The sequence below is a fragment of the Streptomyces pimonensis genome, assembly GCF_041380215.1.
GTDB classification, from domain to species: Bacteria; Actinomycetota; Actinomycetes; order Streptomycetales; family Streptomycetaceae; genus Streptomyces; species Streptomyces pimonensis.
This window is the reverse complement of the sequence record NZ_JAHWZY010000039.1, coordinates 35,008-57,446: the sequence shown is the minus strand read 5'-3', so window position 1 is coordinate 57,446 and position 22,439 is coordinate 35,008. Positions and strand designations below refer to the sequence as shown.

The 22,439-nt window shown below is 73.4% G+C and carries 18 protein-coding genes, 1 tRNA gene and 5 pseudogenes; 13 read left to right on the top strand and 11 right to left on the bottom strand.

Annotation, left to right across the window (positions count from 1 at the left end; genetic code table 11):
- A pseudogene (locus KYY02_RS28435) lies at positions 1 to 289 on the top strand (Gfo/Idh/MocA family oxidoreductase); the annotation flags it as partial.
- Between the two features lie 270 nt (positions 290 to 559).
- Here KYY02_RS28435 and KYY02_RS28430 read toward each other — a convergent pair.
- Genes KYY02_RS28430 through KYY02_RS28410 form a run of 5 tightly spaced genes read right to left on the bottom strand, consistent with a single transcriptional unit; the run spans position 560 to position 5,522 of the window.
- Positions 560 to 1,579, bottom strand: a complete 1,020-nt coding sequence (locus tag KYY02_RS28430) for a Gfo/Idh/MocA family protein (RefSeq protein WP_371242833.1) — start codon at positions 1,577 to 1,579, stop codon at positions 560 to 562.
- Between the two features lie 26 nt (positions 1,580 to 1,605).
- Complete coding sequence (locus KYY02_RS28425) at positions 1,606 to 2,508, bottom strand: sugar phosphate isomerase/epimerase family protein (protein WP_371242830.1); 903 nt, start codon at positions 2,506 to 2,508, stop codon at positions 1,606 to 1,608.
- Between the two features lies 1 nt (position 2,509).
- Entirely contained in the window at positions 2,510 to 3,421 is a 912-nt protein-coding gene (locus KYY02_RS28420; protein WP_371242828.1) for an ATP-binding cassette domain-containing protein, read from the bottom strand.
- Between the two features lie 5 nt (positions 3,422 to 3,426).
- Positions 3,427 to 4,503, bottom strand: a complete 1,077-nt coding sequence (locus KYY02_RS28415) for an ABC transporter permease (RefSeq protein WP_371242826.1) — start codon at positions 4,501 to 4,503, stop codon at positions 3,427 to 3,429.
- On the bottom strand, positions 4,503 to 5,522 hold the full coding sequence (locus KYY02_RS28410) for a sugar ABC transporter substrate-binding protein (protein ID WP_371242824.1): 1,020 nt from the start codon (positions 5,520 to 5,522) through the stop codon (positions 4,503 to 4,505). The genes KYY02_RS28415 and KYY02_RS28410 overlap by 1 nt, the downstream gene beginning before the upstream one ends.
- Positions 5,523 to 5,837: 315 nt before the next feature.
- On the opposite strand from KYY02_RS28410, the pseudogene KYY02_RS28405 reads away from it, so the two are divergent.
- The 5 genes and pseudogenes from KYY02_RS28405 to KYY02_RS28385 form a co-directional block, all read left to right on the top strand.
- Positions 5,838 to 6,808, top strand: a pseudogene (locus tag KYY02_RS28405) (PfkB family carbohydrate kinase); the annotation flags it as partial.
- Positions 6,809 to 6,842: 34 nt separating this feature from the next.
- Complete coding sequence (locus KYY02_RS28400; protein ID WP_371242822.1) at positions 6,843 to 7,721, top strand: Cgl0159 family (beta/alpha)8-fold protein; 879 nt, start codon at positions 6,843 to 6,845, stop codon at positions 7,719 to 7,721.
- 28 nt (positions 7,722 to 7,749) lie between these two features.
- Positions 7,750 to 8,643, top strand: coding sequence for a 5-deoxy-glucuronate isomerase (iolB, locus tag KYY02_RS28395; protein WP_371242820.1), 894 nt, complete (start codon positions 7,750 to 7,752; stop codon positions 8,641 to 8,643).
- Entirely contained in the window at positions 8,640 to 10,511 is a 1,872-nt protein-coding gene (gene iolD / locus KYY02_RS28390; RefSeq protein ID WP_371242818.1) for a 3D-(3,5/4)-trihydroxycyclohexane-1,2-dione acylhydrolase (decyclizing), read from the top strand. Before iolB ends, iolD begins: the two co-directional genes overlap by 4 nt.
- Positions 10,512 to 10,543: 32 nt before the next feature.
- Positions 10,544 to 11,328: pseudogene (locus tag KYY02_RS28385) on the top strand (GntR family transcriptional regulator).
- Between the two features lie 11 nt (positions 11,329 to 11,339).
- Here KYY02_RS28385 and KYY02_RS28380 read toward each other — a convergent pair.
- Positions 11,340 to 11,600: pseudogene (locus KYY02_RS28380) on the bottom strand (aldo/keto reductase); the annotation flags it as partial.
- A gap of 204 nt (positions 11,601 to 11,804) precedes the next feature.
- Between KYY02_RS28380 and KYY02_RS28375 the strand changes: the two are divergent.
- On the top strand, positions 11,805 to 12,728 hold the full coding sequence (locus tag KYY02_RS28375; protein ID WP_371242816.1) for an endonuclease/exonuclease/phosphatase family protein: 924 nt from the start codon (positions 11,805 to 11,807) through the stop codon (positions 12,726 to 12,728).
- A gap of 382 nt (positions 12,729 to 13,110) precedes the next feature.
- Complete coding sequence (locus KYY02_RS28370; RefSeq protein ID WP_371242814.1) at positions 13,111 to 13,662, top strand: hypothetical protein; 552 nt, start codon at positions 13,111 to 13,113, stop codon at positions 13,660 to 13,662.
- Between the two features lie 355 nt (positions 13,663 to 14,017).
- Here KYY02_RS28370 and KYY02_RS28365 read toward each other — a convergent pair whose 3' ends face one another.
- The gene (locus KYY02_RS28365) at positions 14,018 to 14,761 is read right to left on the bottom strand and encodes an SDR family NAD(P)-dependent oxidoreductase (protein ID WP_371242812.1); all 744 of its coding nucleotides are present in this window, start codon (positions 14,759 to 14,761) and stop codon (positions 14,018 to 14,020) included.
- Positions 14,762 to 14,855: 94 nt separating this feature from the next.
- On the opposite strand from KYY02_RS28365, the gene KYY02_RS28360 reads away from it, so the two are divergent.
- Entirely contained in the window at positions 14,856 to 15,464 is a 609-nt protein-coding gene (locus tag KYY02_RS28360; RefSeq protein ID WP_371242810.1) for a TetR/AcrR family transcriptional regulator, read from the top strand.
- A gap of 171 nt (positions 15,465 to 15,635) precedes the next feature.
- Positions 15,636 to 16,052 (top strand): annotated as a pseudogene (locus KYY02_RS28355) (tyrosine-type recombinase/integrase); the annotation flags it as partial.
- A 100-nt stretch (positions 16,053 to 16,152) separates the two neighbouring features.
- Here KYY02_RS28355 and KYY02_RS28350 read toward each other — a convergent pair.
- Positions 16,153 to 16,226 (bottom strand) — tRNA-Pro (locus KYY02_RS28350).
- A gap of 100 nt (positions 16,227 to 16,326) precedes the next feature.
- Between KYY02_RS28350 and KYY02_RS28345 the strand changes: the two genes are divergently transcribed.
- Entirely contained in the window at positions 16,327 to 16,857 is a 531-nt protein-coding gene (locus tag KYY02_RS28345) for a DUF309 domain-containing protein (RefSeq protein ID WP_371242808.1), read from the top strand.
- Between the two features lie 56 nt (positions 16,858 to 16,913).
- Positions 16,914 to 17,687, top strand: a complete 774-nt coding sequence (cobF, locus tag KYY02_RS28340) for a precorrin-6A synthase (deacetylating) (protein WP_371242805.1) — start codon at positions 16,914 to 16,916, stop codon at positions 17,685 to 17,687.
- A gap of 342 nt (positions 17,688 to 18,029) precedes the next feature.
- On the opposite strand, the gene KYY02_RS28335 is transcribed toward cobF, so the two are convergent.
- Positions 18,030 to 18,779 carry a cobalt-precorrin-6A reductase gene (locus KYY02_RS28335; RefSeq protein ID WP_371242803.1) on the bottom strand — a complete coding sequence of 250 codons (750 nt, stop codon included), beginning with the start codon at positions 18,777 to 18,779 and terminating at the stop codon, positions 18,030 to 18,032.
- 117 nt (positions 18,780 to 18,896) lie between these two features.
- Here KYY02_RS28335 and KYY02_RS28330 point away from each other — a divergent pair, with 117 nt between their 5' ends.
- Positions 18,897 to 20,294 carry a diacylglycerol/lipid kinase family protein gene (locus KYY02_RS28330; RefSeq protein WP_371242839.1) on the top strand — a complete coding sequence of 466 codons (1,398 nt, stop codon included), beginning with the start codon at positions 18,897 to 18,899 and terminating at the stop codon, positions 20,292 to 20,294.
- Here KYY02_RS28330 and KYY02_RS28325 read toward each other — a convergent pair.
- Both KYY02_RS28325 and KYY02_RS28320 read right to left on the bottom strand, forming a co-directional pair.
- Positions 20,280 to 21,053 carry a sulfite exporter TauE/SafE family protein gene (locus KYY02_RS28325; RefSeq protein WP_371242801.1) on the bottom strand — a complete coding sequence of 258 codons (774 nt, stop codon included), beginning with the start codon at positions 21,051 to 21,053 and terminating at the stop codon, positions 20,280 to 20,282. The two genes, KYY02_RS28330 and KYY02_RS28325, sit on opposite strands and share 15 nt — an antisense overlap.
- A 76-nt stretch (positions 21,054 to 21,129) precedes the next feature.
- A complete protein-coding gene (locus tag KYY02_RS28320) occupies positions 21,130 to 22,317 on the bottom strand; it encodes a thiolase family protein (RefSeq protein ID WP_371242799.1) in 1,188 nt (395 codons plus the stop codon).
- Positions 22,318 to 22,439: the final 122 nt, after the last annotated feature.

The following is a 22,439-nucleotide window of genomic DNA, read 5'->3' as shown; positions in this document are numbered from 1 at the left end:
CCCCCCCCCCGGCCGGGGGGGGGGGCCCCCGGGGGGGGGCCCCCCCACGACCGCTCCCGCGCCGAGGCGTTCGCCCCGGACCGCGGCGTGGAGCGGATCCTCGACCCGTACGCCGAACTGCTGGCCGACCCCGAGGTCGACGTCGTCTGCAACCCGCTCGCCAACGGCCTGCACGGCCCGTGGGACCCGGCGGCGCCGGCGGCCGGCAAGCACGGTCCTGAGCGAGAGGCCGTCGGCGAGCGACACGGCGGAGGCGGCGGCGAAGTCCGGCACCGTGTTCGTGGAGGCGTCGCCGCCCGGGTGCGCGAGGGCACGGCGCTCCCGCCGGACGCGGACGGCGCGGTGGCGACGGCGCGGCTGATCGACGCGTGCTACGAGGCCGCGGGGCGAGCCCCGCGGCCTCGTAGCACGGCCCAGTGGCTTGCCCGGCTCACGCGGGACCGCCGCCCCCCCGGTCGAGCGGTGCCCGGCGTTGTCGGCTGCGCCCGCCCTCCTCCCGCTCCCGGCTCCGCTCGAGCGGAGGAGCCTCATCGCCCTACGGAACGACTGCCCGCGGCACCTACCGGTACAGAGCCGGTTTCTCCACCAGGTCGACCTCCACCCGGCCGCCCTCCTCCAGCGCCCGCACCCCCGCCTCGCAGACGGCCGCCGCGGCGTAGCCGTCCCAGGCGCCGGGGCCGGTGACCTCACCGCGGCGGGTGGTGTCGACCCAGGTCCGGACCTCGTCGTCGTAGGCCTGGGCGAAGCGGTCGGTCCAGTCCTGGGCGATGGTGCCGCCCCAGTGGCCGGCCACGTTGGTGACCAGGGCGTGGCCGTCGCCGATGCGGGCGGTGCCGCGTTCGCAGACCACCTCGGCCTGCACCTGGTAGCCGAAGCCGCAGTTGACGAAGATCTCCACGTCGGAGAGCGCGCCGCCGTCGGTCTCCAGGACGACGAACTGCGGGTCGGCCAGTCCCACGGGGGCGCCCTCCGACGGAGTGGGGCGCAGCACCGTCACGGCGGTGATCTCGTGGCCGAGGAGCCAGCGGGTGGCGTCGACCTCGTGGGCGACGGAGTCGCTGATCAGCATGGAGCTGGTGAAGAAGGACGGGCCGGCCACGTTGCGGTGGCGGTTGTGCAGCATCAGCGGGCGGCCCAGCCGGCCGGTCCCCAGCAGGGCCTTCAGCTGCACGTACTCGGCGTCGTAGCGGCGCATGAAGCCGACCTGGACCCTGCGGTGGCCGAGGGCCTGTTCGGCTTCCATGACGCGCAGCGCGGAGGCCGCGTCGGGGGTGAGCGGCTTCTCGCACAGGACGGGCAGATCGTGCTCGAACGCGGCGAGCACGGCGGCCTCGTGGGCCGGCCCGGGGGAGGCGACGAGTACGGCGTCGACGTCGGCCGCCGCCATCGCGGCGGCCGGGTCGGTGTGGGCGGTGCAGCCGTCGACGCCCGCGGCGACGGTCCGGGCCCGTCCGGCGTCGATGTCCACGACGGCGGTGACCCGCGCGCCGCTGACGACCCGGTCGATACGGCGTACGTGGTCGGCGCCCATACGGCCGGCGCCGATGACGGCGATGCGCAGTGGCCCGGACCGGTTCATGTCCTGCCTCCTCCCCCGCCGGGGCGTCAGGCGCCGCAGGAGCGGAGGAACGTGCGGGTGCGGACGGCGATCGGCAGCGGCTTGTCCGGCTCGCAGGGGTACATGTCCTGCTCGACGATGGCGAACAGGTCCACGCCCAGCTTCTGCGCGGCCGTGAGCACCGGGCCCAGTTCGGGGACGCCGGCGGGCGGTTCGCACATCACCCCGCGCTGCACGGCCGGCCCGAACGGGACCTCGTTCCTGACGACGTCGGCGAGGATCTCCGGGTCGACCTGCTTGAGGTGGAGGTAGCCGATGCGCTCGCCGTAGGTCTCGATCAGCTTGACGCTGTCGCCGCCGCAGTAGGCGTAGTGACCGGTGTCCAGGCAGAGGTTGACCAGGCCTGAGTCGGTCGAGTCGAGGAAGCGCTCGACGTGCTCCTCGGTGTCGATGTGGGTGTCGGCGTGCGGGTGGACGACGATGTCCAGGCCGTAGGTGTCCCGCACCTCCCGGCCGAGGCGTTCCATGCCCTTGGCCAGGTGGCCCCACTGCTCGGTGGTGAGCTCCGGGGCTTCGAGGATCTCGGCGGTCCTGTCGTCACGCCAGAAGGACGGGATGACGACGAGGTGCTTCGCGCCCATGTCCCGGGTGAGCGCGGCGACCCGGCTGACCTGCTCCCAGGTGGCGTCCCATTCGGACGGGCCGCGGTGCAGTCCGCAGAAGATGGTGCCGGCGGAGACCTTCAGGTCACGCTTCCTCACCTCGTCGCCGAGGCGCGCCGGGTCGGTGGGGAGGTAGCCGTAGGGGCCGAGTTCGATCCAGGAGTAGCCGGCCTCGGCGACCTCGTCGAGGAAGCGCTGCCAGGGCACCTGTTGCGGGTCGTCGGGGAACCAGACGCCCCAGGAGTCGGGGGCGGATCCGACCCGGATACGGTCGAGCGCGACTGCCATGTCAGGACTTTCCTTCCGGAGTTGCGGCTGCGGAGACCCGGAGGGCGCCCTCCTCGGGGAGTTCCTCGGTGTCGACGCCGCCGACCTGCGCCAGTTCGTGCTTGAGGGCGGCCAGTTCGGCGCCGCCGGCCATGTGGTTGGTCAGCTCCTCGAGGCCGACCTCGCTGCGGCCGGCGCTGAGTTCCATGGTGCCCAGGCGCAGCACGCTGAAGTGGTCGCCGACCATGTAGGCGTGGTGCGGGTTGTGGGTGATGAAGATGACGCCGAGGCCGCGGTCGCGGGCCGTCGCGATGTACTTCAGGACCACGCCGGACTGCTTGACGCCGAGGGCGGCGGTCGGCTCGTCCAGGATCAGCACCCGCGCGCCGAAGTAGACGGCGCGGGCGATGGCGACGCACTGGCGCTGGCCGCCGGAGAGCGTGCCGATGGGCTGTTCCAGGTCGTCCAGGACGATGCCCATGTTGCGCAGTTCCTCGTCCGCGGTCCGCTTCATCCGGTCGATGTCGAGGTGGCGGACGGGCCAGGGCCCCTTGGTCATCTCGGAGCCGAGGAAGAAGTTCCGCCACACCGGCATCAGGGGGACGACCGCGAGGTCCTGGTAGACGGTGGCGATGCCCTTGTCGAGGGCCTCGCGCGGGGTGGAGAACCGCACGGGCTCGCCGTCGACGAGGAACTCGCCCTCGGTGTGCTGGTGCAGCCCGGAGATGATCTTGATCAGGGTGGACTTGCCGGCGCCGTTGTCGCCGAGGACGCAGGTCACCTTGGAGGCGTGGACGGCGAGGTCGACGCCGTGCAGGGCACGGATGTTGCCGTAGGACTTGCCGGCGGAGCGGAGTTCGATCAGGGGGCGGTCGCCGCCGGGCTCGGTGTCCTCGCGGACGGAGCCGCGGATGCCGGTGGTCTTGTCGGTCATCGGGGTCACCTCCGGGTCGCCGTGCGCTGGACCCACAGATTGATGAGGACGGCGCCGAGGAGCATCACGCCGAGGAAGGCCTTGAACCAGTCGGGGTTCCAGCCGGCGTAGACGATGCCCTGCTGCACCATGCCGAACATGAAGGCGCCGAAGACCGGGCCGATCGCGGAGCCGTGCCCGCCGGTCAGCAGACAGCCGCCGATGACCGCCGCGGCGATGTAGATGAGCTCCTGGCCCACGCCCTCGCCGGACTGCACGGTGTTGAAGGAGAACAGGTTGTGCATGCCGACGAACCAGGCGCCGAGGCCGACCAGCATGAACAGGGAGATCTTGGTGAAGGTGACGGGGACGCCGACCGCGCGGGCGCTGTCCTTGTTGCCGCCGACGGCGAAGATCCAGTTGCCGTACCTGGTGCGCAGCAGCACCCAGGTGGCGAGGGCGGCGAAGGCGAGCCACCACACCACGGTGATCTTCACTTGGACGCCGGCGACGTCGAAGCCGGAGGCGAAGAGCGCCTTGGCCTGGTCGAAGCCGTCCATGTCGCTGATGCTGTCGGTGGCGACGTTGCCGGTGACCAGCTTGGTCACCGCCAGGTTCACGCCCTGCAGGATCAGGAAGGTACCGAGGGTGACCAGGAAGCTGGGCAGCCCGGTCCTGACCAGCATCCAGCCGTTGAGCGCGCCGATCCCCAGAGAGACCGCCAGGGCGACGATCACGCCCATCCACACGTTCAGGGTGAGCTGGTAGCTGAGCATGCTCGCGGTCAGTGCCGAGGTCACGACGGCGACACCGGCCGAGAGGTCGAACTCACCGCCGATCATCAGCAGGGCCACGGGCAGCGCCATGATCCCGATGACCGACGACTGGTACAGGATGTTCGCCAGGGAACTGCCGTCCCGCACCGGCGGCGCGGCGAACAGGAAGAACACCACGACGGCCACGGCGCCGAGGAACACGCCGACCTCGGGCCGGGCGAGCAGACGCAGTGCCGGCGGGCGCCGCACGGTGCGGCCGTCGCTCTGTTCCGGGCCGGGAGCCGGCGGTGGGGCCACCGCCGGCTCAGCCTGTCGGGCCATGCTCATCACCGAGTGCCCTTCACGGCGTACTCGGAGACCACGTCGACGTTGGACTCGTCGACGAACGCCGGGCCGGTCAGCACCGGCTGCTCACCGCCGCCGCTGTAGTTGCCGTTGTTCCTGTAGAGCCACAGGCCGTCGACGGCGAGGTAGCCCTGCAGGTAGGGCTGCTGGTCCACGGCGAACTGGATGTCGCCGGCCTCGATCGCCTTGGTCAGCTCCTTGTTGAGGTCGAAGGTGGCGACCTTCGCCTCGCTGCCCGCGTCGCCCACCGACTGCACCGCGGTCGGCGCGAAGGGCGCGCCGAGGGTGACGACGTAGTCGATGGAGGGGTCCTGCTTCAGCTTCGCGGTGATCGTCGACTTCACCGACGGCATGTCGGTGCCGTTGACGTTGAGGATCTGGGTCTCGCCCTCGAAGACCTCCTCCACCCCGTCGCACCGCTGGGTCAGGCCGACGTTGCCCTGCTCGTGGACGACGCAGACGGCGTTCTTCGCGCCGACCTCGTTCAGCTTCTTGCCGAACGCCTCGCCCGCCACGGACTCGTCCTGGCCGAAGAACTCCAGCAGGCCGAGGTCCTTCCAGTCGCTCAGTCCGGAGTTGAGGCCGACGACGGGGATACCGGCCGCGTTCGCCTTGGCCACGGCCTCCTTGAGCGCGTCCGGCTTGGCGAGGGTGACCGCGATGCCGTCGACCTTCTGGTCGATCGCGTTCTGCACCAGGGTGGCCTGGTTGCCGGCGTTCGGGTCGGCGGAGTAGACGAGATCGATGTTGTCCTTGGCCGCGGCGGCCTCGGCGCCCTTGCGCACGATGTCCCAGAAGGTGTCGCCGGGCGCCTGGTGGGTGACCAGGGCCACCTTCATGCGGGGCGTGTTCGCCTTGCCCGCGGAAGCGTCCGCCCCGCCCTCCTCGGACTCCTTGCCACCGGAACCGCTGGAGCAGCCGGCGAGGGTCAGGGCGGTTGCCGCCGCGACCGCGACGAACGGCGCGGTCCTGCGGGGGCGGGTGTGCGAAGAGCGGTCCATCTGTCCTGCACCTCACTGTGCTGCGCGGGGAAAGGGCGGAAGTCCGAGAATCCGGCGCCCGGCGCCTCGGAAGTCCGGGGGTGTGCCATGGAACACGGCGGTCATACTGGGACGCGATCCAATCCCCAGAACCGCTCACTGTCAATACTTTGTTAAGACATCATTTCACTAACTGGTCAGAATGTAAGTACAAACTATTGACATTGCCGCCTTCCGAGACCTACACCTGTGAGGCGGCAGGTCCCCGGAATCCACGCCCCGCCGTGACAGGGCGCCTCGGGACCCGCACCCCAGCAGTTCGAGGAGCGTCGCTCAATGGCCGTCCCACCACAGTATTTCGACCTGATCACCATGGGTCGCATCGGGGTCGATCTTTATCCACTGGAGACCGGCGTTGCGCTGACGCGCGAGGAGACGTTCGGGAAATTCCGGGGCGGATCGGCCGCGAATGCCGCGGTGGCGGCCGCCCCGACGGGTCGTTCCGCAGCGGTCGTCACCCGCACCGGCGAGGACCCTTTCGGCGCCTTTCCGCACGAGGCGCTCAAGGAGTCCGGCGTGGACGACCGACGGGCCACGCCGGCCCCCGCGCGTCCCGCCCCGCTCACGTTCTGCGAGACCTTCCCGCCGGACGACTTCCCGCTGTACTTCTCCCGCCGCCCCAAGGCCTCCGGCCTGGAGATCCGTGCCGAAGAACCGGATCCGGCCGCCGTCCGCGCGGCCGGGATCTTCCGGATCACCGGCGCCGGCCTGAGCGAGGAAGCCAGCCGCTCGGCCACCCTCGCCGCCCCAAAGGCCCGTGCCCGCCGCGGAGCCGCCGTCTTCGCCCCGGACCGGCACCCGGTGTTCCGGCGGGACCCGGACCGGGCCCTCCCGTACCACCGCGAGGCGCTGCGGCACGCCACGGTCGCCGTCGGCAACCTCGACGGGTACGAGATCGCCACCGGGGTGCGCGAGCCGGGTCCTGTGCCGAGGCACGGCCGGCGGCCGGGGCGGAACCGGCCGTGGTCGAGCAGGGCCCCGAGGGCGTGCTCGCCGTGCACCGCGACGGCACCCGGGCCGAGGTGTCCCCGGTGCCGGTCGGGGTGGTCAACGGCCTCGGCGCCGACGACGCCTTCGGCGGGTCGCTCTGCCACGGTCCGCTCTCCGACCGGGATCTGGAGCGGACCATGCGCCACGCCGACGCCGCGGGAGCCGTCGTCGCCTCCCGCCTCGCCTGTTCGTCCGCCATACCGACCGAGCCGGAGGTCGCGGACCTCCTCGCGCGGGCCGTCCCGCCGGACGCGGCGGGCCTGCCGAGCCAGTCCCGAACGGAGCCCTTCCTTGAACCTCACCATCCCCGACCTCACCGCGGTCCGGGCCCGCAATCCGGAGGCCGTCGCCGAGGCCGCCGCCCGCCGGGCACGGCGCCCGCTGATCGGCGACAGCGGCCGGCTGATGATCGTGGCCGCCGACCACCCCGCCCGGGGCGCACTCGGCATCGGTGACCGCCGGCTGGCCATGGCGAACCGCGCCGACCTGTTGGACCGTCTCTGCACCGCGCTGTCCCGGCCGGGCGTCGACGGAGTGCTGGCCACCGCCGACATCCTGGAGGATCTGCTGCTCCTCGGGGTGCTGGAGGACAAGGTCGTCATGGGCTCGATGAACCGGGGCGGCCTGGCCGGCGCCTCCTTCGAGATGGACGACCGCTTCACCGGCCACCGCGCGGAGGACATCGCCCGGCTGGGCTTCGACGCGGGCAAGCTGCTGGTCCGCATCGACTACGACGACCCGGGCTCGCTGGCCACCCTGGAGTCCGCCGCCCGCGCCGTGGACGCCATGGCCGAACGCCGGCTGCCGGTGTTCGTGGAGCCGTTCATCTCGCGCCGGGGCGGGGACGGCCGGATCCGCAACGACCTGTCCGCCGAGGCGGTCACCCGCTCCATCGCCATCGCCTCCGGTCTGGGCGGCACCTCCGCCTACACCTGGCTGAAGCTCCCGGTCACCGACGACGTCGACACCATGCCGGAGGTGCTGGAGGCCTCGACGCTGCCCGTCGTCCTGCTCGGCGGCGAGGTCGGCGACCAGGAGGCGGCGTACGAGCGGTGGGGCAAGGCGCTGCGGCTGCCCACCGTGATGGGGATGGTCGTCGGCCGCTCGCTGCTCTACCCGGCCGAGGGCAGTGTGGAGACGGCGGTCGACACGGCCGTCGGCCTGTTGTGAGAAGCCCGTTCGAAGACGGAGGCACGGCATGACACATCACCTTCCCGCGGGCAGCGCCCTCGCCGGCCCCTACGCCGTCGACGTGAGCCCGCAGACCGCCGGCTGGGGGTACTCCGGCCTGCGCGTCCTTCAGCTGCCGCCCGGTGGCTCGCACACCTTCGACACCGGTGACAGCGAGTGGATCGTGCTGCCGCTGAGCGGCGGCTGCACGGTCGGCGTCGACGACGACTTCGGCCACGACACCTTCGAACTCGCCGGCCGCACCAGTGTGTTCGACGGCGTCACCGACTTCGCCTACGTCCCGCGCGACGCCCGCGCGACCGTCGCCTCGGCGGACGGCGGACGGTTCGCGCTCACCGGCGCCCGCTGCACCCGCCGGCTGCCCGCCCGCTACGGAGCCGCCCCGGACGTGCCCGTGGAGCTGCGCGGCACCGGCAGCTGCTCCCGGCAGGTCAACAACTTCGGCGCGGCGGGCGTCTTCGAGTGCGACAAGCTGATCGCGGTCGAGGTGCTCACCCCGGGCGGCAACTGGTCGTCCTTCCCGCCGCACAAGCACGACGAGCACCGGCCCGGCGAGGAGTCCGTGCTGGAGGAGATCTACTACTTCGAGTTCGCCGGCCACGACGGCACCCCCGGCCTCGGCTACCAGCGGGTCTCCCCCTCCGGTCCGGGCCGCGACACGGACGTGCTGGCCGAGGTGCGCGACGGGGACGTCGTCCTCGTCCCGGACGGCTGGCACGGCCCGTCCATGGCCGTGCCCGGCCACCACATGTACTACCTCAACGTCATGGCCGGCCCCGGGGCCGAGCGCGCCTGGCTGATCTGCGACCACCCCGACCACGCCTGGGTCCGCGACACCTGGCCGGACCAGGCCGTCGACCCCCGGCTCCCCCTCTGCACCGCACCGGAGAGGTCCGTATGAGCGCCGCCACCCGCCGACTGACGACCGCCCAGGCGCTGGTGCGGTTCCTGTCCGCCCAGTACACCGAACGCGACGGCGTGCGCCGCCGGCTGATCGCGGGCACCTGGGGCATCTTCGGCCACGGCAACGTGGCCGGCGTCGGGCAGGCGCTCGTCGAGTACGCCGGGACCATGCCGTACCACCAGGGCCGCAACGAGCAGGCGATGGTGCACGCCGCCGTCGGGTACGCCCGTCAGCTGAACCGGCTGTCGGCGCAGGCGGTGACGACCTCCATCGGCCCCGGCGCCACGAACCTCGTCACCGGTGCCGCCCTCGCCACCGTCAACCGGCTGCCGGTGCTCCTGCTGCCCGGCGACTACTTCGCCTCGCACGTCGCCGACCCGCTGCTCCAGCAGCTGGAGCACCCGGTCGAGGCCGATGTGTCGGTCAACGACACCCTCCGCCCGGTGTCGCGGTACTTCGACCGCGTCGCCCGCCCCGAGGCCCTGATCCCCTCCGCGCTCAACGCGATGCGGGTCCTCGCCGATCCGGCCGAGACCGGCGCGGTGACGCTGGCCCTCCCCCAGGACGTGCAGGCGGAGGCGTACGACTGGCCGGAGGAGTTCTTCGCCGAGCGCGTCTGGTCCGTACGCCGTCCCGCCCCGGACCCGGTGGAGCTGGCGGCGGCCGTGGCGGCCGTACGGGCGGCGCGGCGGCCACTGGTCGTCGCGGGCGGTGGCGTCCACCACAGCGAGGCCGAGGAGGCGCTGAAGGCGTTCGTGGACGCCACCGGCGTCCCGGTCGCCTCCACCCAGGCCGGCAAGGGCTCCCTGCGCCACGACCACCCGGCCGACCTCGGCGGCATCGGTCACACCGGCACGTCGGTGAGCGACGGACTCGCCCGCACCGCCGACCTGGTGATCGGCGTCGGCACCCGCTACTCCGACTTCACCACCGCCTCCGGCACCCTCTTCCAGAACCCGGACGTGCGCTTCCTCAACGTCAACATCACCGGCTTCGACGCCCACAAGCTGGCGGCGCGCACCCTGGTCTGCGACGCGCGCACGGGTCTGGAGCAGCTGGCCGGGGCGCTGGCCGGGCACCGCGTGGAGCCGTCGTACGAGGCGGAGTACCGGGCCGGGAAGGAGCGCTGGGAGCGTGTCGTCGAGAGCGCCTACCGCGCGGACGACGACACGGCCGTACCGACGCAGACGCAGGTGCTCGGCGCGCTCGACGCGGTCGTCGGCGACGAGGACGTGGTGATCAACGCGGCCGGTTCGCTCCCCGGCGACCTGCACAAGCTGTGGCGTTCGCGCAGCCCCCGCCAGTACCACCTGGAGTACGGCTACTCCTGCATGGGCTACGAGATCCCGGCCGCGCTCGGCGTGCAGCAGGCCGCGCCCGGCACCCCGGTGTGGGCGCTGGTCGGCGACGGCACCTATCTGATGAACCCGACGGAGATCGTCACCGCCGTCCAGGAGAACCTCCCGGTCAAGCTGGTCCTGGTCCAGAACCACGGGTACGCCTCCATCGGCGGACTGTCGGAGTCGGTGGGCGCCGAACGCTTCGGCACCGCCTACCGCCACCGGGCCGGCGACGGCGCCTTCACCGGCCCCCCGCTGCCCGTGGACCTCGCCGCGAACGCGGCCAGCCTCGGCATGGAGGTGCTGCGCGCCAGGACCGTGCGGGAGCTGCGGAGCGCGCTGGCCGAGGCACGCGCCTGTGACCGTCCGGCGTGCGTGTACGTCGAGACCGACCCCGCTCCCACCGCTCCCCCGGCCGAGGCCTGGTGGGACGTACCGGTGGCCGAGGTGTCCGCCCGCGAGGCGGCCGTGCGGGCCCGCGCACGGTACGACTCCGAGGTCGCCGGCCGCCGCCGGCACCTGTGAACCCGCCCGCGCCGCTGCAGGAAGGCACGTCCATGGCGAAGACCGGTGCCCCCGCACGTACCGCGACCGTACCCGCGCTCAGCACCCTGGACTTCGCCCTGGACCGGGGCAGTCCGGTGCCGCTGTACCACCAGCTCGCGCAGCAGCTGCAGACGGCGACCGAGCAGGGCGTCCTCGCCCCGGCGACCTGCTGGGCAACGAGGTCGACCTGTCCGTGCGGCTCGGCCTGTCCCGCCCCACCGTCCGCCAGGCCATCCAGTCCCTCGTCGACAAGGGACTCCTGGTCCGGCGGCGCGGGGTGGGCACACAGGTGGTGCACAGCAAGGTCAGGCGCCCCCTGAAGCTGAGCAGTCTCCACGACGACCTGGAGGCGGCCGGGCAGGAACCGACCACCCAGGTGGTCCGCAACGAGACGGTCCCCGCGCCCCCGGACGTGGCGGCCGCCCTGCAACTGGCCGAGGGCGGCGAGGTGGTCCTGCTGGAACGCCTGCGCCGCACCCACGGCCGGCCGGTCGCCCTGCTGTGCAACTACCTCCCGTCGGGCCTGCTCGACCTCGACGACGCCCGCCTGGAGTCGACCGGCCTGTACCGGATGATGCGCTCGGCCGGCATCACCCTGCGCAGCGCCCGCCAGACCGTCGGCGCCCGCGCGGCCACCGCTCAGGAGGCCGGCCGGCTGGACGAGCGGGAGGGTGCCGCCCTGCTCACCATGGAGCGCACGGCCTACGACGGCACCGGCCGGCCGGTGGAGTACGGCACCCACGTCTACCGTGCGTCGCGGTACTCGTTCGACTTCCAGCTGCTGGTCAGACCGTGAGGCGGGGTCGTTCAGCGGGCCGCGTCCAGCCGGGCCCGCTGCTCCTGCGACAGTTCCGGGTCCACCGCGGCCAGGTTCTCCTCCGACTGCGCGAGTGACGAGACCCCGGCCGGCGGGAGGATCGGCGGCTCATGGCCGATCTGCCGGGCGAGCACGACCTGGCCCGGCGTCGCCCCGGTCTCCCGGGCGACCTCGCGCAGCGCGGCGGGGCCGCCCGGGTGGTCGTAGTCGCCGGGCAGGCGTTCGGGGCGGCTGCAGGCGCCCTTCAGGAGTGTCCCCTCCCGTTCGATCCCCGTCGTCGGGGCGCGGACCGGAAGCCTTCCGCTCGGAGAGCTCTCCGAGTGGAGCCTGTCCGCGGCCCGTCGGGCCGGCTGCAACCGATCCGCCCCGCGATTCGTCCTGGACGACGAGTCGCGCGGACGGGAGACCAGGTGAGGGAAGCAGCAACAACGTCCGGAGGTGTCCGGCGCCGGTGGGTGCGGACGCAGGGGCGCATACCCGCCGCTCTCGCGGCGCTGACGGCCGGGCTGCTGGTGTTCCACCGGGCGGTGGCCGGCTCGGTGGGGCGCGTGGGCAGTCTGCTGGAGACGTTCCTGCCGTGGCTGGGCCTGGTGATCGTCGTGCTGTTCGGCCTGGCCCTGCTGCGCCGTTCGGCCACCGCACTGGTGGCGCTGCTGCTGCCGACGGCGGCCTGGACACACCTCTTCGGCGGACTGCTCCTGCCTGCCGAGGAGTCCGGCCCGCACGACCTGGTCGTGGTGCAGCACAACGTCAGCGACGAGAACACCGACCCGGCGGGCACGGCCCGCGCGCTGGCCGACGCCGGGCCGGATCTGATCGCCCTGCAGGAGCTGGTGCCCCCCGCAGTGCAGGTCTACGAGAAGACGCTCGCCCCGGACTACCCGCACCACGCGGTCCGGGGCACCGTCGGGCTGTGGTCGAAGCATCCGCTCACCGACGCCCGGCTCCTGGACATCGCACCGCGGGGCATCACGGAGCCCTGGAGTCGCGGGCTGCGGACGGCGGTCCACACGCCGCACGGCGAGATCGCGGCGTACGTCGCGCACCTGCCCTCGGTCCGTGTGGGGGCGAGCGGCCTCATGTCCTCCCGGCGCGACGAGAGCGCCGGTCTGCTGGGCGAGGCGGTCGCCGCCGAGCAGCTGAGAACGGTGATCCTGCTGGGCGACCTCAACGGCACGGTCGAGGACCACGGGCTGGCCCCGCTCACCTCGCGGATGGACGTGGCCCGGCGCGGCTTCGCCCTCAGCTTCCCCGCCGCCTTCCCGCTGGTCCGGATCGACCAGGTCATGGCCCGCTCGGCGACCGTCGCCCACATCCGCACCCTGTCCGCCACCGGCAGCGACCACCTGCCGGTCACCGCGCACATCACACTGCGTTGAGGAGGTGCCCCCTCAGGACCGGGTCCTGTGCGGTGAGGCGAGGTGGCTGCGGAGATCGTGTTCGCGGCGGACGTCGAGCCGACGGTGGCGGACAGCCGTGGCAGCAGGAAGGCCGGTGCGGCCAGGGTCGCACCGGCGGCGATGGCCACAGCACCCCCCGAAGCCGGAGGGCGGGTCGCCGGGATCCTGCCGCGCCGGTTGCCCGCGCGGCCGGTGACCACGTCGCCGCGGACCGGTTCCGGCCGGGAGGCCACCGGCGTCGGCGTCCTTCGCCCGGTGTCACCCGCCTGACGGACATCCGGTCGCTTCGCCGAAGTCCTCCGTGCCCGGCCGCCATTCCCCGCCACATGGCACGGAGGAGTGACCGTCGTGGCGACGGCGCGTGCACATGTGGCTGTTCGTGTTGCTCGCCCTGGTCCGCTTCGGCATCGTCGCGCTGTCCCTGACCCGGGGAGCTTCCCGGGGAAGTAAGGTGGCCGGCCTTCTCGGGGCCCTGCTGGTAGCGGCCGGACTCGCCGTACCGGTGGCGGACTTCCCACGCGGCCGCGCGGAGCCGCCGCCCGGACCTGCCGGCCTCGCGGACGACCTCGCCGGAATCCTGCGGGACCAGTGGCTCACGGAAGCCGCGTCGCGCGGGCTGCGCAACCTCCGTGTACTGCCGCTGGAGTGGTCGGCGACCGAACGCGACGTCAGTGACCGGCTGGACGCCCTGGTGCCCTCCGGGCCGTCGCGTGACGGTGCCGCACGGTCCGCCGCCGGCCGGGTGCCGGGAACCCGGCGGGCCGGACCGGGGCAGCCGGCCAGGGCCGTCCGGCTGCGCCTGGACGGACGGTTCGACGAGGCAGCGGACCGGCTCCCGGCTGCACTCCCTGCGGCTCCCGGCTGCACTCCCTGCGGCTCCCGGGTGGGTGAGCGGTGGGCCGCTAGAGCCTGACCGGCTGGTTCGAGGACCGGGCGACCACTCGCGGTCGAGCATCGCGTGGACCACGGAGCCCCTCCAGCGGCCCGCTTCGAAGACGTGCTCGCGGAGGATGCCCTCCTCGACCATGCCGGCGGCCGCCGTGGTCCTGGCCGACGCCTCGTCGAGTGGCGGGCGCGCGCTCCGGATCCGGTGCAGGTCGGGATCCTCGAACCCGAGGCCGAGGAGCGCGCGCCATCTCCACGCCGTACCCCACGCCCCAAGCACCCGGGCGCAGCGCGAAGCCCATGAGTGATGTACCGGCCAGGCCGCCGCACCGCCCAGGCACCCCGCGGCGGTCGGGGACGGTGTGGGACCGCGGGGTGCCGGGTCAGATCTGCTTCTCGCCGCCGTCGATGTACAGGTTGGCCCCGAGGACGAAGCTGCTCTGCCCGGACGCCAGGAAGGCCACCGCATGGGCGACCTCCTCCGGGTGGCCGATCCGGCCGAGCGGCACGCCGGCGGCGAACTGCTCCTTGCCGACCGGTGCGTCCCTGGTGATCGCGTCGACTCCGGGCGTGTCGATGGAGCCCGGGGAGATCGCGTTGACGCGGATGCCGCGGTCCTTGAGTTCGTTGGCCCAGGTCCGGGCGAAGGACCGGACGGCCGCCTTGGAGGCGGCGTACGCGCCGAACGCGGCGACCCCGTCGTCGGCGCGGACCGAGGAGTTCAGGATCACCGACGCGCCGTCGTTGAGCAGGGGCAGCGCCTTCTGCACGGTGAACAGCGTGCCCCGCACGTTGACGCCGAAGATCTGGTCGACGTGCTGCTCGGTGGTCTGCTCCAGGGTCGCGAAGGACGCGCTCCCCGCGTTGGCGAAGAGCACGTCCAGGCCGCGGCCCCGGGCTCGGACCGCGTCGTACAGGCGGTCCAGGTCGGCGAGGTCGGAGATGTCACCCACCACCGCAGTCGCCCTCGCCGCGCCGACGGCCTCCACGGCCTCGTCCAGCGCGGCCTTGCGCCGCCCGGTGATGAACACGTGCGCGCCCCCGGCCGCCAGTCGTACGGCGGCGGCGAGACCGATGCCGGTGCTGCCTCCGGTGACGACGGCGGTCTTGCCCTCGAACTGTCCCACGGGTGTGACCTCCTCATTTTTTAGTATCGATCGGTACCGAAGAGGACCGTAGCACCTCCGGACCGATCGGTACAGAAGAGGTATGATCGACGGCATGGAGACGCGACGGAAGGCACCGGTCGGCCGCCCGAGGGGGTTCGACGCCGACGAGGCCCTCGAACGCGCGATGCGGGTCTTCTGGGAGCAGGGCTACGAGGGCGCCAGTCTCACCGACCTGACCAGGGCCATGGGCATCACCCGCACCAGCATGTACGCGGCCTTCGGCAACAAGGAGGACCTGTTCCGCAAGGCCCTGGAGCGCTACACGCAGGGCCCCGCCTCGTACGCGGCCCGGGCGGTGCGCGAGCCGACCGCCCGGCAGGTGGCCACCGCGTTCCTGAACGGCTCGGTGCGGGCCACCACACGCCCCGGCTGCCCCGCCGGATGTCTGGGCGTCCAGGGCTCCCTCGCCGCCGGCGAACCGGGGCGCAACGCCCGGGACGCCCTCGTGGTCTGGCGCGACGAGGGCGTCGTCCTTCTCCGCGACCGGCTCCGGCGCGCCCGCGACGACGGGGACCTGCCCGCCGGTGCCGACCCGGACGTCCTCGCCCGGTACCTCATGACGGTGGCGAACGGCATCGCCGTCCAGGCCGTCGGCGGCGTCCCACGGGAGGATCTGCAGCGGGTGGCCGACATGGCCCTGCTGGGCTGGCCGTCCTCCTGACAACCGCGGGAAGGGCCGGCCGGCGCGTCAGGCGAGGCCGCGTCAGCCGCCGTTGAGCAGGTCGAAGGCCCTGTTGACGACCTCTTCGGCGTCCTCGTGCCCGCGGGCGGCGTGGGGTGCCGCGAGGGCGGGGCGGGTGGGGGCGGTGCAGGCGGCGGCGTCCGCGGGGCGGGCAAGCGGGCCCGCAAGGTTCCCGTCGTCGAGGAGATCCGCCCCCTCGTCGCTCAGCGCGTCCTGTCCGCCGGCCCGAATCCCGATGCCCGCCTGTTCGCCGGCCCGCGCGGCGGACGCGTCTCCACCGCCGTCCTGCGCGACGCTACACACTGGGACGACGTGGTCACCAAGCTCGGCTACGAACACCTGCGCCGCCACGACCTCCGGCACACCGGACTGACCTGGTTCGCCGATGCCGGAGTCCAGGTACACGTCCTCCGCAGGATCACCGGACACGGCTCCCTGACCACCGCTCAGCGACACCCGCACCCCGACGTGCACAGGATCGCGGCCGCCGGGGCGGCGCTCTTCGCACACGTGAGCGTGCTGCACGCACCACGCTCACTGCCGAGCCCGATCGTCGTGACCCGCTGACCTCGGTCAAGGGCGCCAGTCCCCGCCTGGTCCCCAAGAATGGTCAAGGGCCGGTTTCGGATGCCTCCGAAACCGGCCCTTGACCTGCGACTTTCTCCAGTCGGGACGACAGGATTTGAACCTGCGACCCCTTGACCCCCAGTCAAGTGCGCTACCAAGCTGCGCCACGTCCCGATGCGATCGCGTGGGGTGGATCCGCGTGATCGCGTGGACAGCACTTTACCCCACGTTTTCGGGGCGACCCGAATCGGACCGGGCGCGGGACAATCGGTGTATGGGCAGCACGGAGAGCACATCCTCGGGCCGGACGGCCGCCGCGCGGGACCGGGACGGTGAGGGGCGGGCGCGCAACGCCCGGCCGCGGGACGGGCTCGGACGGCCCCTGCCGCACGGCGCACCGGGAGTGCCCCGACAGCCCGAGGGGGTCGTGCGGCGGCCGGAGGAGAGCGTCGCGGAGGCGCAGCGGCTGCTGGACGAGGGGAAGCCGTTCCACGCCCACGAGGTGTTCGAGGACGCCTGGAAGTCGGGGCCGCAGGAGGAGCGCGAGCTGTGGCGAGGGCTGGCCCAGCTCGCCGTGGGGCTCACCCACGCCGCGCGCGGGAACGCCACCGGCGGGGCGCGGCTGCTGCGACGCGGGGCCGGCGCGGCGGAGGCGTGGGCTGCGGCGGGGGGCGGGCGTCGGCCGCACGGGATCGACCTCTGCGGTGTGATCGCCTGGGCCCGGGAGCTGGCCGCCGAGGTGGAGGCGGGCGCTCCGGTGGACGCGGGGGCACGGGCGCCCCGGCTGCGGGGGGCCTCCTCCTGACGGAGGGGCAGGGTGCGGTGCACGCGCTGTCAGCGGCGTGCGGCAGACTCGGGGGCGTGCGAGAGATTCATGTCATCGGTATCGGCGCGGGCGACCCCGACCAGCTGACCCTGCAGGCGGTCAAGGCACTGCGGAGCACGGACGTGTTCTTCATCCTGGACAAGGGCGAGACGAAGGCGGATCTGACCCGGCTGCGCCGCGACATGCTCGACGCGCACATACCGGAGGGCGCCTACCGCATCGTCGAGGCGCGTGACCCGGAGCGGGACCGGACGGCCGGAGGTTCGGCCTACTCCCCCGCCGTCGGGGACTGGCGCAGTGCCCGCGCGGACCTCTACGAGCGGATGATCTCCGAGGAGCTGGGGGAGGACCGGACCGGGGCGTTCCTGGTGTGGGGGGATCCGGCGCTGTACGACAGCACGATCGGCGTCCTGGAGGAGGTCCTGGAGCGCGGCCGCGTCGTCTTCGACTACGACGTCGTGCCGGGCATCAGCAGCGTGTCGGCGCTCGTCGCCCGGCACCGGACCGGGCTCAACCGGGTCGCCCGCCCGGTGCAGATCACCACGGGGCGGCGGCTCGCCGAGGGGTTCCCTGAGGGCGTGGACGACGTGGTGGTGATGCTCGACGCCCATCAGGCCTTCCGCGCGTACGCCGACCAGGACGTCGACATCTACTGGGGCGCCTACATCGGCACGCCGGACGAGATCCTCGTCTCCGGGCCGCTGGCCGAGGCGGCCCCCCGTATCGAGCGGCTCCGCGCGGAGGCCCGGGAACGCAAGGGCTGGATCATGGACACGTATCTGCTGCGCCGCAGACCGGCCGAGGGCTGAGCGTCCGGTCCGGTGCGTCCCCGCCGCCGCGCCGCCGTCACGGGTGGCCGGCCGGCGCAGGGCCCCGGGACGCCCTCGGCGGCGGTCGCGCCGCACGGCGGAAGCGGGCGGTGCACGACGACGGCCCGGAGGTCCGGGCCGCGGGCCGCGGTGAGGCGACGGTCGGCCGCGCGGCCGGGCACGGGGCGAGCCGTCCGGCTCAAGGCCCCGGGACGCCCTCGGCGGCGGTCGCACCGCACGGCGGAAGCGGGCGGTGCACGACGACGGCCCGGAGGTCCGGGCCGCGGGCCGCGGTGAGGCGACGGTCGGCCGCGCGGCCGGGCACGGGGCGAGCCGTCCGGCTCAAGGCCGGGCCAGGGTGTCCAGCCGGCGCAGGACCGTCGGTACGTCCTCGACCGCCGTGACGCCGTCCGGCAGCGGCGGGCGCCGGACGACGACGACCGGGAGACCGAGGTCGCGGGCCGCGGTGAGTTTGGCGGCGGTCGCCGCGCCGCCGCTGTCCTTGGTCACCAGGACGTCGACGCGGTGCTCGCGCAGCAGGGCCGTCTCGTCGGCCACGGTGAAGGGGCCGCGGGCCAGCAGCACGTGCGTGTGCGGCGGCACGGGCGACTCGGGGGGCTCGACCGCCCGGACGACGAAGCGCAGGTCCGTCAGGTGGGCGAAGACCGCGAGACCGAGGCGGCCGGTGGTGAGGAGGACCCGGTGCCCGAGCCGGGGCAGCAGGTCGGCCGCCGCGTCCAGTGACGGGACCGGGTGCCAGCGGTCGCCGGGGCCCGGCTGCCAGCCGGGGCGGCGCAGTACCACCAGGGGCAGTCCGGTCTCGGACGCGGCCCGTGCCGCGTTCGCCGTGATCGCCTGCGCGAAGGGGTGCGTGGCGTCGACCACCGCGTCCACGCGCTGCTCGCGCAGCCAGTCCGCCAGCCCCTGCGCGCCGCCGAAACCTCCGACGCGCAGCTCGCCCGCGACCGCGCCCGGCCGTCTCACGCGTCCGGCGAGGGAGGTGGTCACCCGGGTTCCGGGGCGGGCGGACAGCTCGCCGGCCAGTGCGCGTGCCTCGGTGGTACCGCCGAGGACCAGGACGTGGGGGGACATGGCGCCGAGGGTACGGGGCCGGGACGCCGTGCCCGGCACCGGCCCACCGAAGATCGGCATCCGGCCGCACACACGTACGTGCACGCCCTACGATGACGCCGGGTGACTGGAGGAAGCATGGCCGTGGACTGGAGCGGGCGGGGCTATCACGCCCAGCGATGGGCGGCGCGGGGGGCGTTGGCCGCCGCCGCGCTCGCGGTGGCGACGCCCCTTGTCTACGGTGGGCTGCGCGGTCTGCTGCTGCTGGTGTGCGGGGTCGCGGGACTGGGGCTCAGCGCGGCCGCCGTGTGGTGGACGCTGACCCTGCGGGGCCCGCTGCGGTGGGTGTCCGCGCTGGTCGCCGTGTGTGTGCCGGCCGGTCTGATCGCCCTGTTCGCGGTGACGCTGTTCTGGGCGCTGCTGGTGTCCCTGTCCCTGTGGGGGCTGGCGGTGTGGAGCGGCAGGTTCGCGCTGCGGGGCACGGGCGGCGGACAGGTGCGGGAGCGGCGGCTGCCGCCGCCCCGGAAGCCGGTGCTGATCATGAATCCCCGGTCGGGCGGCGGCAAGGTGGGCCGGTTCCGGCTGCGGGAGAAGGCGGAGCGCCTGGGCGCCCGGGTGGTGCTGCTCGAACCCGGCAGGCAGCACGACGTCACCGCGCTGGCCCGGGCCGCCGTCGCGGACGGCGCGGACCTGCTGGGCGCGGCCGGTGGCGACGGCACGCAGGCGCTGGTGGCTGCCGTGGCCGCCGAGCACGACATCCCGTTCCTCGTCATCAGCGCCGGGACGCGCAATCACTTCGCCCTGGACCTCGGCCTGGACCGCGGCGACCCGGCCGCCTGTCTCGACGCACTCACGGACGGCGTCGAACTCCGCGTCGACCTGGGTTTCGCGGGTGAGCAGCCGTTCGTGAACAACGCCTCCTTCGGCGCGTACGCGGCGATCGTGCAGAGCCCCGCCTACCGCGACGACAAGATCGGCACCAGCCTGGAGATGCTGCCCGACCTGCTCACCGGTCAGCAGGGGACCCGGCTGGTCGCCCGCGCGGGGGACACGACGCTCGTCGCGCCGCAGGCCGTGCTGGTCAGCAACAACCCCTACCGCACCGGCGATCCCTTCGGGCTCGGCCGGCGGGAACGGCTCGACTCCGCCGCGCTCGGCGTCCTCGGGGTGAAGCTGGAGGGCGCCATCAGCGCCGCCGCCCTGCTGCTGAACCCCGAACCGAGCGGGCTGACCATCGTGACCGCCACCGAGGTCGTCATCGAGGCGGACCGCGCGGAGATCGAGGCCGGGGTCGACGGGGAGGCCATGATGCTGCCGACCCCCGTCCACTGCCGCATCGCGCCCGGCGCACTGCGCGTCCGGGTCCCGCGCAGGCGGCCCGGTGTCACGCAGGCCCCGCCGCGACTGGACTGGCGACGGCTGCGCAAGCTGGCTGCGACGGTCGGCCGTACCGCCGCGCCGAGCCGGCTGCACCACTTCCCCGAGACACCCCACGGGCCCCAGCGGCCGACCGGGCCCCGCTCAGGGTGCCAGTAGCTGTACCCCGCCCACCACCGTCGCCACGATCACCAGCCGTTCGAACAACCGCTGGTCGATCCTGCTCACCGCCCACTTGCCGAGGAACGCGCCGGGTACCACGAACAGCACGAGTGCCGCGTCGAGGAGCAGCGAGTCGGCGTCGATCAGGCCGAGACCGGCGCTGAAGGGCAGCTTGGAGGTGTTGACGATCAGGAAGAAGAAGGCCGAGGTGCCCAGGAAGCCGAGTTTCCGGAAGCCCGCGGAGAGCAGGTACAGCGACATCACCGGGCCGCCCGCGTTGGCGACCATGGTGGTGAAGCCGCCGAGGACCCCGTAGGAGCGGGCCTTGGCACGGCCCGCCCGGGTGGTGACCCCGCGGGGCTCCCGGTCCACGTCGGCCGTCCGCCGTCGCCACACCGTCACCCCGGCCATCAGCAGCAGGATCGCCCCGATGGAGCTCCGTACGATCCCGTCGTCGGCCCACACCAGGAACAGGGTCCCGACGACGACGCCCGCCGCGACCGCCGGGAACAGCCGCCACAGCGTGGGCCAGTGGGCGTGCCGGCGGTAGGTGAGGACGGCGAGCACGTCCCCGGCGATCAGGATGGGCAGCAGGACTCCGGTGGAGGCCTTGGCGGGCAGCACGGCGGCGAAGACGGCGAGGCTGACCGTGTTGGCCCCGCTGACGGCGGTCTTGGAGAAGCCGACGAGCAGGGCCGCGAAGGCGAGCGCGGCGAATTCCCAGCCGTTGAGGTGCCAGAGCGTCATCATGTTCATCGCAAGAACAGATGCTATGGGCAGGCAAACGACGCCTGCGAGGACCGTCTCGCCTGATGGCTCCCCGGGGCGGTGGTCAGTGCCTCTCGACCAGGACCGCGCTCCCCTGCCCCACGCCCACGCACATGGTCGCCAGGCCGCGTCCGGCTCCGGTGCGGCGCATGCGGTGGAGCAGGGTGGTGAGGATGCGGGCGCCGGAGCACCCCAGGGGGTGGCCCAGGGCGATCGCGCCGCCGCTGGGGTTGACCAGGTCGGGGTCGATGCCGAGCTGGTCGACGCAGGCCAGGGCCTGTGCCGCGAACGCCTCGTTGAACTCGGCCTCCTGGAGGTCGCCGACCGCCCAGCCGGCGCGGGCGAGCACCTTGCGCGTGGCGGGGACCGGGCCGATGCCCATGACGTCCGGGTGGACGCCGGCGGAGGCACCGGCGACGTAGCGGCCGAGCGACTCCAGACCCAGTTCGTTCAGGGCCTCCTCGCTGACCAGGATCAGGCCGGCGGCGCCGTCGTTCATCGGGGAGGCGTTGCCCGCGGTGACCGAGCCGCCCGCGCGGAACACCGGCTTCAGCCGGGCCAGCTTCTCGAGGGAGGTGTCCTCGCGGACGCACTCGTCGGTGTCGACGACCACCCCGTCCGGGCGGGTCACGGACAGGAGTTCGTCGTCGAAGTGGCCACTCTTCCGGGCCTCGGCGGCGCGCTGGTGGCTGCGCAGCGCGAACTCGTCCTGCCGTTCGCGCGCGATGCCGTACCGGGCGGCGACCTCCTCGGCCGTCTCGCCCATGGCCAGCACACCGTGGAGCTCCCTCATCGCGGGGTTGACCAGCCGCCAGCCGAGGCGGGTGTCCGCGGTCTCCATCCGGTGCGGGAGCGCCTCGTCGGGGCGGGGCAGGACGAAGGGGGCACGGCTCATCGACTCGGAGCCACCGGCGACGACGATGTCGGCCTCGCCGGCCGCGATGGTGCGGGCGGCGGTGGTGACGGCCTCCAGTCCGGAGGCGCACAGCCGGTTGACCGTGGCGCCCGGGACGGAATCGGGGAGCCCGGCGAGCAGCACGGCCATGCGGGCGACGTTGCGGTTGTCCTCGCCGGCCTGGTTGGCGGCGCCCCAGTAGACCTCGTCGACGCGGGCCGGGTCCAGCGCGGGCACGTCGGCGACCAGGCCGCGGATCACGGCGGCGGCGAGGTCGTCGGGCCGTACGGGAGAGAGGGCTCCGCGCAGTTTGCCGATGGGGGTGCGGCGGGCGGCCGCGAAGTGGACGGGGCGCACGACAGGACTCCTGACCGATGCCGATGGCTGTGCTGTGGGATCGGCGACTACTCTTAATTAGCACCGCTAGTTTTGGACTATAGACCGCGGAACGGCCCCTGGGAAGATCCCGCGGCCGCCTC